Raw genomic sequence first — 11,363 nt, 5'->3', positions numbered from 1 at the left:
GACCCAAATAACGTAGTACGCAAGGTACTGAGTCTGGTCAGAATGGCTTGTCAGATTTCTCTTTCAAGCCTCACGCCTTTAGGCTGAGGTTCCTGACCCTGTCATTGCCACCCCTTCCAGATAATTCTCTAACGCAAACTCATAACCCGATCGCCATACAGGTTGGTTCAGAATGACAGGAGAAGAACCCACAGCAGAGTCGAGAACCCGCTTGTAGTGAACCAATGCCAGATCGAACCGACAGAGAAAATCGGCATAATTGGGATATTGTGCTAAAAATGCCTCAGCAGTTTGCCACAATTTTGCCTGCTTTTGGGGAGTTATCGCCAGAAGTCCATTTAAGTCCCAATTACCAGAACTGCGAGTTTTCACCTCAACAAAAATAAGCGCAGCATCTGGCGATCGCGCCACCAGATCGATTTCCCCCCAAGGACAGTACCAGCGATGATGCAGTATTTGCCATTCTCGTGCCTCCAACCAATCGGCAACAACTTGTTCTCCCAATTGTCCCACTTCAAGCGATCGCTTGCCCTTGTTTTGGCGTTTAACTTCACTCAAACCTGATTTCCTCCTCAATTTTCTCGCTCGGATTGCTGATATACTCTAGAAAAACATAAAAAATCATGAAAAAATACTTACTTTCTCACCTCCAAACAATTGTAACCAGTTTTTTCCTGCTATTAATCGCGGGCTTTGCATTTTGCAATATTTTCGTTTCTCCCGTCCTCGCAATTTCCTATAATAACGTCACTTTAATCGGCGAGGATTTTTCTCATCAAGACTTGAGAGATGCCAGCTTCGATCATTCTAATCTCCGTCAATGTGACTTTAGCTACTCCAATTTATTCGGGGTAGAGTTCTTTTCCTCCAATCTCGATTCTGCTAACTTCGAGGGTGCCAATCTTCGCAATGCTGTTTTAGGATCGGTGCGTTTATCTCATGCTAATTTAACCAATGCCGTGCTAGAAGATGCCTTTGCTTTTGGCGCATTATTTGATCAGACAATCATCGAAGGTGCAGATTTTACTAATGTATTATTAAGAGCCGATATTCAAAGGAAACTTTGCGATATTGCCTCGGGGACAAATCCAACAACAGGACGAGAAACTCGAGAAACTTTACTCTGTTGGTAATAATAGAAGTTCCTCTCTTTTTCTATGGAGAGGACAGGAAAAGTAGAAGAAGAGTAGAATATAGATATGTTTAAAATCTAAGTGCATTATTTCTAGCCCAAAAATACTCGATTAAAGGCTTGATTTCGATAGCGCTGGTAAACATAAAAATCGTCATCAAGGGTTGCGATCGCGTCAATATTTAGTCGTTCTGAAATTACCACCAAAGATAAATCAGCAAAATCTCCCGGTAAATCTGAATATTTCTGATTTAATTCTGCAATGCGAAGTAAGTCTTCAGCGAGTAAAGGCACAAAGGCAAAAACTTCTAAATTAACACCCCGTAAAAACTGATTCTGAACTTGCCAATTGCGATCGAGAAGATACATAACTTCAGTAATACAAGGAATTGTAGTTAATAGATCGCTCGTACAATTTTCAAAAAAATTCTTTGCTGGCTGATGATAATTATCCCGTGCATTATAATAAGCTAATAGGATACTACTATCCATTAAAATAGTTGGAGGATATCTCATGATTTTAATTCATTCTTTGACTGAATTTTGTCATGTTTTTGAACAATATATTCTGCGACTAATCGCTTGCGAGTAGATCGTGAGGAAAGCTCCTGATGAGCATCTTGCAGAAGATATTCAGGATGTCCTCCCAGTCTTTCCACAATTGTTTTTGCTTCTTCAGAGTCTTCTCCTCGTCTCTCAACAATTGCAGGACGAGTCTTCAATGGATGAGATTGTACGATCAACCAATGTTCGTAAATCAGACGCTTCACTAATTCCTCAGAATTTGTTTGTTCTGCGGCTAGAATCTCGGCTAAATGGCTTTCTGTCTCTCGATCTAATTGTAGGTTTAACATGAGTTCTCTACTCTCAATCATATATTTTTCCTCTATTTTGGCATAAGTTGCAAAAAAAAACAAAAGATGCTGGCCATACCTTGTTCTTAATTGGTAAAACTATAAATAGTTTGTCGTTCTAAGTCTGCACATAAACTGGACGGTTTTTGGCTTAAAATATGCGACTGACGCGACAAATTAACCTGTAATCCTGTCATCGGATCGTCTCCCGTAGAAATCAAAAATTCTAACCGTTCGATCTGATTCCATGTTACTAAATCATCTAAAATATTACCGATCGCCTTAACATAAGGATGTTCGATATCGCCATACCAATCCACACTGGCAACCTGGGGTTGATCTAACCCGATATGCGCCACCAGAGAAGGCTTTTCAAACAGCGCGATCGCCACCGGGCGAGATTCTTCTTGTAATAATAAATCGTGAGAACGAACTAACCTGCGAAACCGATCTAATAATTCATAGCGATCCCTCACACTTTCCACCGATGAATGCCAATCAATGCCCACCGTAACCAAATAAGTTTGCAATAATAAATGCCCCAACTTATTCGCCTTCGTAGCCAAATATTCCGAATTGTGATCTGTTGCTTCAATCAACAAGGGAACGCGATCGACCACCTCCAAACCATATCCCTTTAACCCAGCAATTTTGCGGGGATTATTAGTAATCAAACAAATCTGTTTAATCCCCAAATCGTTCAAGATTTGCGCCCCCATACCATAGTCCCGCAAATCTGCCGGAAAGCCCAATCTTTCATTCGCTTCGACAGTATCAAAGCCCAAATCTTGCAAAGAATAAGCCTTAAGTTTGTTCACCAAACCAATCCCTCGCCCTTCCTGACGCAGATAAACCACAACTCCTAGCCCCGCATCCTCAATAGTCTTTAAGGCGGCTTGTAGCTGCATCCGACAATCGCAACGCAAAGATCCCAAAGCATCCCCTGTCAAACATTCTGAGTGCATTCGCACCGTTACTGGGCGATCGCCAAACTTTTGCGGATCGCCCTTAACAATAGCAATATGTTCTGTATTATCGAGAACATTGCGATAGGCGTAAATCTGAAAATCCCCGAACTGGCTGGGAAACTGGCACACCGCTTCCCGATAAACAAAGCGATCGTGTTTGAGACGATAGCTAATCAGATCGGCAATACTAATCAGCTTCAGATCGTGTTTTTGGGCATATTCTACCAATTCCGGCAACCGTGCCATCGAACCATTGGGATTTTGTATTTCGCAGATGACCCCCGCCGGGTACAATCCCGATAGCCGCGATAAATCTACCGCCGCTTCTGTATGACCTGCCCGCTTTAAAACCCCCCCCTGTTTGGCACGAATCGGGAAAATATGACCGGGACGGCGCAAATCCTCCGATCGCGTCGCGGGGTTGATAGTAATTTGAATAGTTTTGGCGCGGTCTTCGGCAGAAATGCCCGTAGTTACGCCCAAATGGGGGGCTGCATCAACACTGACAGTAAACGCGGTTTGATTGGGATCGGTATTTTTAGTTACCATCAGGGGTAATTCCAGTTCATCGAGACGTTCCCCCGTCATGGCCAAGCAAATCAAGCCCCGTGCCTCCACCGCCATAAAATTAATAATATCGGGGGTGGTAAATTGAGCCGCACAAATTAAATCCCCTTCATTTTCGCGGTTCTCATCGTCTACAACTACAATGGGACGACCCGCTTTAAAATCTGCAAGGGCAGCATCGATCGCATCAAATTGACAAGAAGTTTGAGTCAGTTCTGGCACAAAAAATTAATAAAAATTCAGGTTGGGTTTATTTTTATTTTAATGGGTTAGTGGTTATCGATCGCGTACCAGTTACCCATCCCCGATCTGCTCATCATTTATTGACCCATTATTAAACATGAATATTCGTATCATTGTTCTTTTCCTCTTGGCTGGTTCCGGGGCATTCGCCCTTCATCTTCCGGCGCGATCGCAGTCCTTATCGGATCAGTGCCGACAAACTAATCGCCGTATTGATGTTTATTCTCAGCCTTCTGTCGGTCCTGACAGTCAAATTGTAGCGACCTTAGAGGCAAATGTTCAACTCACCCTAGCCGGTAATGGTCAACAGGGCTGGATCTCCGTCAAAAACCCCGTGGAAGGATTTGTCATTGCCCGTCATCTGACCAAGTGTACCGATACCCCTGCATCGACCACTCCTCCCAGTCAGCCGCAACCAAATCCCGTTGTTCCCCTTACTCCAGCCTTGAGAAATATTCAGGCAGGAAGTTGTCGTTTGGCCATCGTCGATCTAGCGATTCGTTCTCGTCCTAATATAGAAACGGGGGCGACAATTGGCGGTTTGAAAAAAGGTGCAACCGCGACTCTCACGGGAAATACCTCTAGCGATCCCGAGGGGCGTTTCTGGTTGCAAATTTCGTCTCCCATGCAGGGTTGGATTTCTGGTGGCCGCAGTGGGGGCAGTAATGTCATTCTCTGTGGGAATGGAGGATGATAGACAAGAATAAACTGTATCAACAGGAACCGCGATCGTGCCAGCTTCTATTGCCTTGATTGCCCATAACACCCAGAAAAATGACCTCATTGTTTTGGTCAAAAAATATCGTTCGATTTTATCGGGCTATCACCTGATGGCTATGGATAAAACCGGGCAGCAAATTCAGGAAGCAACGGGACTCAAAATCGAGGGATTATTGTCGGCTGCGCGAGGAGGAGATCTACAAATTGCAGCCCGCATTGTCTCGGGGGAGATGATTGGGGTTATCTTTTTGTTCGATCTACTCCAAGCTAACCCTCAAGAACCTAGAATTGATAGCATCTTACGTGCCTGCACAATTCATGATGTTCCCCTCGCGATTAATTTGGCAACGGCGGAGTCAATCATTCGCGGGTTTGCACGCAGTCGAATTGCTTATTTAATTTTTAATCCGGTTGCGGGACAGGGCAATCCCGATCGCGATTTAGCCTCGATTCATCAAACCTTAAAACCGCAAGTTCACCTACACACAATTTACACTCAACCCAATGTAAATCCTGTGGAACAAGCGAAGGAGGCGATCGCCGCTATTCAGGCTCGAGAAACGGAGGAGAATGAAGATCCTGGCTTTATCATCGCTTCTGGTGGAGACGGCACCGTTTCGGCGATCGCCAGTGCCACGATTGAAACGGGTATTCCCCTCGGTATCATTCCTCGAGGCACGGCTAATGCTTTTTGTGCTGCCTTGGGCATTCCTATGAATTTAAAATCAGCTTGCGAAACGATCGCTGCTGGTAATACTCGCATGGTGGATGTGGCACGGTGCAATGATATTCCCATGATCTTATTAGCGGGAGTCGGATTTGAAGCGGGGATGGTGGAAAAGGCCAATCGAGAATTGAAAAACCATTTAGGCTCTCTCGCTTATGTATTATCCGCCGCACAGCAACTCTTCGATCAAGAACCTTTCAAGGCAACGATTGAAATAAATGGCGAGATCGTTGAATTTCAAACCGTTGCTGTAACGGTGGCCAATGCTGCTCCTTCAACTTCATTAATGGCTCAGGGTTTTGGGGAAGTAATTCCCGATGATGGTCTTTTAGATATCACCATCCTTACCACACCTCAAAACGGATTGCAGGTGAATGCCTTCGCTTCTCTATTTGCTTCGGCTTTAGTGAAAACACCTTCTAACCGAGAAGACCTCATTTGCTTGCAAGCCAGCCGCCTCAAAATTACTACCGATCCCCCTCAGAAGTTGGTGATTGATGGTGAAATATTTGCGGCGAATCCTGTTGACATTGAATGTATTCCCAAAGGATTGACAATTTTTACGCCTTTATTGACCATTTAAGCTGCTTTTTTTGACGACATCCCCCCTAACCCCCCTTAGCAAAGGGGGGATAGAACAGTACAACCCACCATTAACCCCTTCAAAAAGGGAAGAGGAGAGTCACCACCAACAATAAATAACCGCAACCAACAACATTACGGAACAATCAAAACCGGACAAGGAGATAAATTAATCACACGATTGGTAACGCTTTCAGAAACCCCTTCGGCAGTTAAACCCATACCGCGAGAACCCATAACAATGAGGTTGGCATCGAGTTCGTCCGCAACATCACAAATCGTAAAAGAAGGCATTCCTTCCCGTTCAATCGTTTCCGCGTCGATCCCTTTGCTAGAAAATGCCGCTTTTGCGCCATCGAGCAATTTTTCCACCTGTTGAGGGGAACTCATGACCTCCTGAGCTTTAGTTTCCTGTTCGATAGTCGGCGCTTCAACAACAGAGAGTAAAATGAGGCGACTTTCGTATTTACGGACAAGTTCCGCAACTACTTTCATCGCATTAGCCGCTTCTGGGCTGGCATCGAGAGGGAATAGAACCGTTTTAAACATAACTGTATCTCCAGTAACACCCGCTCCTGTACAATCAGCTAGGGATCGATCCCCCAAACTGGGGAAATTTGCGTTCCCTAGCAATATTGAATCGCATTTTGAGAAACTCAAACGAAAACAGGAGAATATTCTTATGCCTAAGAAAACTGTAGCAAATTTATCAGAAGCGGATTTAAAAGGTAAACGGGTTTTGGTTCGAGCCGATTTTAACGTTCCTTTTGATGATAAGGGTGCTATTACCGACGATACGAGGATTCGGGCAGCATTACCGACAATCCAAGATTTAACGAAAAAAGGCGCAAAAGTCTTATTGTCGAGCCACATGGGTCGCCCTAAAGGACAGGTGAAAGAGGAATTGCGCCTCACTCCTGTTGCTAAACGCTTATCGGAGTTGTTGGGTAAAAATGTCACCATGTGTTCTGATTGTATCGGCGCTGCGGTGGCTTCCGTTGTTAGTGGCATGAGCAATGGCGATGTTGCTTTATTGGAAAATGTCCGTTTTTATGCTGAAGAAGAGAAAAACGATCCTGAATTTGCCAAGCAATTAGCGGCGAATGCAGATATCTACGTCAATGACGCTTTCGGGACGGCACACCGCGCCCATGCTTCTACGGAGGGTGTCACTAAAGTTCTGAAAACCAGTGTTGCTGGCTATTTGATTGAGAAAGAATTGCAGTTCTTACAAGGGGCGATCGACAATCCTCAACGTCCTTTGGCGGCAATTATTGGCGGTTCTAAGGTTTCGAGTAAAATCGGTGTGATTGAGACGTTGTTGGATAAGTGCGATAAGTTGCTAATCGGTGGTGGCATGATTTTCACTTTCTACAAGGCACGAGGATTGAGTGTTGGTAAGTCTTTGGTGGAAGAAGATAAGTTGGAATTGGCCAAGACTTTGGAAGCGAAAGCTAAAGAAAAAGGAGTAGAGTTATTATTGCCGACGGATGTAGTGGTGGCAGATAATTTTGCGCCAGATGCCAATGCTCAAACTGTGAGTGTTAATGCTATTCCTGATGGTTGGATGGGTTTGGATATTGGACCTGACTCTGTGAAGACTTTCCAAGCTGCTTTAGAAGACTGCAAATGCGTGATTTGGAATGGTCCTATGGGGGTTTTTGAGTTCGATAAATTTGCTCCTGGTACTGAGGCGATCGCCCATACTTTGGCAGGTTTGACTCCTCAAGGCTGCATTACGATTATCGGTGGTGGTGACTCGGTTGCAGCCGTGGAAAAAGTGGGGGTTGCTGAGAAGATGAGCCATATTTCGACGGGTGGTGGTGCCAGTTTAGAACTGTTGGAAGGAAAAATACTTCCCGGAATTGCAGCGCTGAATGATGCTTAATTCTTGTGTAACATTCCCCCCTCTTCTCTAGGGGGGCTGGGGGGAATTAAAGCACTTCCCTGCACGAATTAAGCCGACACGACTGGCGATCGCTCAGATCGCCAGAGCCATCATCTTTCTTGACAACATACCATTTCTGTGTATCTGACATAATTGATTTTCTTTCTAAGTAAGTTTTTTATTTAACTTCCTGAAATCCTAGCACAGCAAGATTTACAGCAATAATGTAAAGTATTGTTAAAATAATTTATTGAGAAGACTTGTCATTTAGTGCGAATTGTTCTTATACTGGATGTAACCCAGTTTACGGAGGCTACTAGAAATATGAGGGCTACTCAATCCGAGTCAGCGATCGCCGATAACGAGGCACTACAGCCAGTTTTAGAGGGCTTAGAAATTAAAATTTTAGCCATTGAACAAACCGATCGCTGGTCAATTTACCATCGCTTGCAAGAATTAGGAATTCCTTGCAATTGCGCGATCGCCCAACCCCTAGAAGCCAGGATCGACAGTCCCACCGCAGCATTACAATTATGGAGTATTGCTCATCGTTATCGCGCTTCTCGGAACGAACTATTAGACTTTTTAGAAGATTGCTGGCAAACCAGAATTTGTGCTTAGATATTCAAATTGTTTTCAAATTGTTGTTGATTGTTAACTTAATAAAGCGTCATGTCTCAAACAAAGATGCCTGTTGCCGATTTTGCTATCGTCGGTCAATTACTAGATGTTATTATTAAAGATGGCTATAAAATTAAATATCTCAGATTGATCTTTGAAGAAAGAGAATATTGGATCAAAGTTCCTAAAGAATTGCGTAATACTTTCGATCCGAGAATAGTTCCGGGGTGTTGGTTAGAAGTTAGCGGTACACAAAAACGGAAAAAAACGGGAATTGTGCAACTGACTGCCGAGGCGATCGCCTTGGCAAAACAACAACAAAAATCCGAACTTGACGCGATCGTACTGCCCAAATTATCTCCAAAAGCCAGCATTTTAGTTTGTCAGAAATCAACCTGTCGCAAGCGAGGAGGAGATGCCGTTTGCCATGCTTTAGAAAAAGGATTGCGCGATCGCGGATTAGGCGATCGGGTTAAGATTAGAACCACAGGTTGCCTCAAACAATGCAAACAAGGTCCTAATCTTGTCGTAATGCCGGACAAAGCCCGTTATAGCAACGTTAGTTCTGCTCAAATTCCTGCATTGATCGAAAAACATTTCACAAATGATTAATAGATAATTAATCATTTACACTAATTCTCGACCAAAAGGAAACAATGATAAGAAAAGTAACTTCCAATGTTGCTTGGCAAAAGGAAGCCCAATAATTGTAATCGCGAATAGAACAGAAAAAAGCAAATGAGTTAAAGCAATACCCCACCCAAAAACCAGAAGCCAGATAATATTAAAAATCATATTGATAACGCTGCCCGTTTCTTCACTAACCACAATTTCTCGACCAAAAGGAGTCATCGTTGCTATACCTAACTTGATCGCTTGTATTCCAAAAGGGATACCGATGATTGTAACGCACAACGATATGCCTCCCAAAATATAGCCTAGACCCGCAATAAAGCCACCGAAAATCAACCAAATAATATTGCCTAAGAGACTCATGATAAAAAGCAGAAAAAGTAAAATGCCAACAGATCAACAGGATTAACTATCCCTACGCTCCAATATTAGCAATTTTCTAGGTAATTTTCAAAGATGCCACCTCGATCTGTTAGAATACCGCGCAATACGAACAAAACAGGATCGTTCCCACAATAACCCAACAATGGACATCAAACTTTTAACCGCTTTGATTCATCCCATATTTGCCGTAATTTGGGTATTTCCCCTCATTGGGATTGTCTCATATTTTGCCATGCAAACACGCCAACGTCGCTTACAAGCGGCTGCGGGAGTAAAAAGTAAAATTCCTCCTGCTGTGGGTCTAGAACACGTTAAAATCGGTCGCTTGATGGCTGGTAGTGTCGTTATGTTATCTTTAATCGGATTTGCTTATGCTACCATTAAAGGGGGATTTATCGAAAAAAAATTAATGGAAGAAGCTCCTTTTCGTGGGATTTTTCTGATTTTTATCTTTGCATTTACACTCATTTCTCTAATTCTGCTTTATCGTGCTAAACCTAAAATCTGGCGAGCTACATTTGCGACTCTAACCAGTATGGGATTAATTGTTATTGGTTCTCAGGAATGGATTTTTCGCCGTGGTGGTGAGTGGTATATATCTCATTACTATTATGGTTTGACTGCAACTATTTTTATGGTAATTTCTCTGGCAATAATACCAGAGATTTATAAAGATCGTTCTTTAGCATGGCGCAGATTGCATATTACACTTAATACTGTTGCTTTGTTTCTGTTTATGGGACAAGGTATTACGGGAATGCGAGATCTTGCTGAAATTGCTTTTTATTCAGCTAAATAGGAAAGAACAATGAATCCAAAATTTTTGCTGCTAGTTGTTTCTTGTTTAATCTTTACCGTTTACTCTAAAAGTTACGCCCAAACTGTTCAACCCGATCGCTTTTTCTCTGCCGATCCTGCTGATATGGACTTCAGTAAAATTGTCGAGGCTAATTCTCAACAATTAATCGAAACTAGAGAATGCGAACGTTGTAATCTAATCGGTGCAGATTTAAGAGGACAAAACTTAGAACGTTCTTATTTGAGAAGCAGTAATTTGGAAGAAGCAAATTTGAGATTTGCCAGTTTGAGATTTGCCGATCTTAGAGGAGCTAACCTGGAAAATACTAATTTGAGTAGTGTAGATTTGAGAGAAGCCAATTTAATTGGTGCAAGTCTATTTAAAGCCAATTTAACGCAAATGACAGCAATTAAAATAGACTTAACGGGTGCTTCTCTCGAACAGGCAAATCTTAGTAATGCTTCCTTATTTCAAGCCAATTTAACAGACGCGGATCTCAATCATGCTACTCTTGAAGGCACGCAATTACAAGAAGCAAATCTAACCCGAGCCAATTTGACTTTAGCACGCTTACAAAAGGCCAATTTAAGTCAAGCCGATCTCAGTGGAGCAGATTTGAGAAAGGCTGATTTAAGCGATGCAGATTTAAGCAATGCAACGCTAGAATTTGCCGATTTAAGAGGTGCTTTTCTGTTTGGAACAGATTTAACCAATGCCAATTTATGCAGTGCAGCCATGCCCGATGGTACAATTTCGGAACAAGGTTGCAAGGAAGAAGAAGAACCCACAGAAACAACACCGGATACGGAAATGATTCTCCCTGAAGTTCCCATCGATCCAATCCCCAATTGAACCTAAATTCGGCGGTTTACACTCCATACAACATGATAAATATGGTGCGCTAGGACTAAAGCTATCCAAAAATGCAAAAAGAGGACTCCCGTTAGACCCAAAGGGTTAACGGTGAGATGACGAGCGCGTTCCCTCTTGGTTGATTGGATATGGCGAATTGCGGTGCGACCCTGCTGAGGTTTCCTCAGCAAAGGAACGCGCACCAAGAGACGATTCGCCATCCCTCAACCGCTCGGTGAATTCGATTCACCGGGGTCGCTCGTCTTTTTGCCAACGAATAAAACCGACCAAAGTACGGACGTTAAATTTAACGTCCGTACACATAGATTGACATTCTTTGTAAAGGTTGCTAGAATCCGATTTAGGAGGATTGAAATGTTAACACTAACTTAC

General features: G+C 43.1%; 14 protein-coding genes. 8 read left to right on the top strand and 6 right to left on the bottom strand.

The genetic code is table 11. The features are described from left to right. Nucleotides 1-78: 78 nt before the first annotated feature. Entirely contained in the window at nucleotides 79-558 is a 480-nt protein-coding gene (locus JUI58_RS15980; protein ID WP_204104797.1) for a YraN family protein, read from the bottom strand. A 65-nt stretch (nucleotides 559-623) separates the two neighbouring features. On the opposite strand from JUI58_RS15980, the gene JUI58_RS15975 reads away from it, so the two are divergent. Continuing rightward, entirely contained in the window at nucleotides 624-1,133 is a 510-nt protein-coding gene (locus JUI58_RS15975) for a pentapeptide repeat-containing protein (protein WP_204104796.1), read from the top strand. Between the two features lie 92 nt (nucleotides 1,134-1,225). On the opposite strand, the gene JUI58_RS15970 is transcribed toward JUI58_RS15975, so the two are convergent. The 3 genes from JUI58_RS15970 to ribBA all read right to left on the bottom strand — a co-directional run bounded on the left by JUI58_RS15970 (nucleotide 1,226) and on the right by ribBA (nucleotide 3,743). Further along, entirely contained in the window at nucleotides 1,226-1,648 is a 423-nt protein-coding gene (locus JUI58_RS15970) for a PIN domain-containing protein (protein ID WP_204104795.1), read from the bottom strand. Next, complete coding sequence (locus JUI58_RS15965; protein ID WP_204104799.1) at nucleotides 1,645-1,986, bottom strand: hypothetical protein; 342 nt, start codon at nucleotides 1,984-1,986, stop codon at nucleotides 1,645-1,647. The genes JUI58_RS15970 and JUI58_RS15965 overlap by 4 nt, the downstream gene beginning before the upstream one ends. A gap of 86 nt (nucleotides 1,987-2,072) precedes the next feature. Continuing rightward, complete coding sequence (gene ribBA / locus JUI58_RS15960) at nucleotides 2,073-3,743, bottom strand: bifunctional 3,4-dihydroxy-2-butanone-4-phosphate synthase/GTP cyclohydrolase II (protein WP_348539903.1); 1,671 nt, start codon at nucleotides 3,741-3,743, stop codon at nucleotides 2,073-2,075. Between the two features lie 118 nt (nucleotides 3,744-3,861). On the opposite strand from ribBA, the gene JUI58_RS15955 reads away from it, so the two are divergent. After that, complete coding sequence (locus JUI58_RS15955) at nucleotides 3,862-4,458, top strand: hypothetical protein (protein WP_204104794.1); 597 nt, start codon at nucleotides 3,862-3,864, stop codon at nucleotides 4,456-4,458. 37 nt (nucleotides 4,459-4,495) lie between these two features. Next, a complete protein-coding gene (locus JUI58_RS15950; protein WP_204104793.1) occupies nucleotides 4,496-5,794 on the top strand; it encodes a methylglyoxal synthase in 1,299 nt (432 codons plus the stop codon). A gap of 134 nt (nucleotides 5,795-5,928) precedes the next feature. Here the strand turns inward: JUI58_RS15950 and JUI58_RS15945 are convergent, their stop codons facing one another. Further along, entirely contained in the window at nucleotides 5,929-6,342 is a 414-nt protein-coding gene (locus tag JUI58_RS15945; RefSeq protein ID WP_204104792.1) for a universal stress protein, read from the bottom strand. A 133-nt stretch (nucleotides 6,343-6,475) separates the two neighbouring features. On the opposite strand from JUI58_RS15945, the gene JUI58_RS15940 reads away from it, so the two are divergent. The 3 genes from JUI58_RS15940 (at nucleotide 6,476) to JUI58_RS15930 (ending at nucleotide 8,914) form a co-directional block, all read left to right on the top strand. Beyond that, complete coding sequence (locus JUI58_RS15940) at nucleotides 6,476-7,681, top strand: phosphoglycerate kinase (RefSeq protein WP_204104791.1); 1,206 nt, start codon at nucleotides 6,476-6,478, stop codon at nucleotides 7,679-7,681. A 324-nt stretch (nucleotides 7,682-8,005) separates the two neighbouring features. Continuing rightward, a complete protein-coding gene (locus tag JUI58_RS15935) occupies nucleotides 8,006-8,302 on the top strand; it encodes an Asr1405/Asl0597 family protein (RefSeq protein ID WP_204104790.1) in 297 nt (98 codons plus the stop codon). Between the two features lie 51 nt (nucleotides 8,303-8,353). Continuing rightward, nucleotides 8,354-8,914, top strand: coding sequence for a (2Fe-2S) ferredoxin domain-containing protein (locus tag JUI58_RS15930; protein ID WP_204104789.1), 561 nt, complete (start codon nucleotides 8,354-8,356; stop codon nucleotides 8,912-8,914). A gap of 15 nt (nucleotides 8,915-8,929) precedes the next feature. Here JUI58_RS15930 and JUI58_RS15925 read toward each other — a convergent pair whose 3' ends face one another. Beyond that, nucleotides 8,930-9,298, bottom strand: a complete 369-nt coding sequence (locus JUI58_RS15925; protein ID WP_204104788.1) for a YccF domain-containing protein — start codon at nucleotides 9,296-9,298, stop codon at nucleotides 8,930-8,932. A gap of 163 nt (nucleotides 9,299-9,461) precedes the next feature. Between JUI58_RS15925 and JUI58_RS15920 the strand changes: the two genes are divergently transcribed. After that, nucleotides 9,462-10,118 carry a DUF4079 domain-containing protein gene (locus JUI58_RS15920; RefSeq protein WP_204104787.1) on the top strand — a complete coding sequence of 219 codons (657 nt, stop codon included), beginning with the start codon at nucleotides 9,462-9,464 and terminating at the stop codon, nucleotides 10,116-10,118. 9 nt (nucleotides 10,119-10,127) lie between these two features. Continuing rightward, nucleotides 10,128-10,970: a pentapeptide repeat-containing protein gene (locus JUI58_RS15915; protein ID WP_204104786.1), complete on the top strand. Its 843-nt coding sequence runs from the start codon at nucleotides 10,128-10,130 to the stop codon at nucleotides 10,968-10,970. The last annotated feature ends 393 nt before the right edge of the window (nucleotides 10,971-11,363 follow it).

This window comes from Spirulina sp. CCY15215 (assembly GCF_016888125.1).
Taxonomy (GTDB): Bacteria; Cyanobacteriota; Cyanobacteriia; order Cyanobacteriales; family Spirulinaceae; genus CCY15215.
The sequence above is the reverse complement of the archived record's forward strand: the minus strand, read 5'-3'. Positions and strand labels throughout refer to the sequence as shown.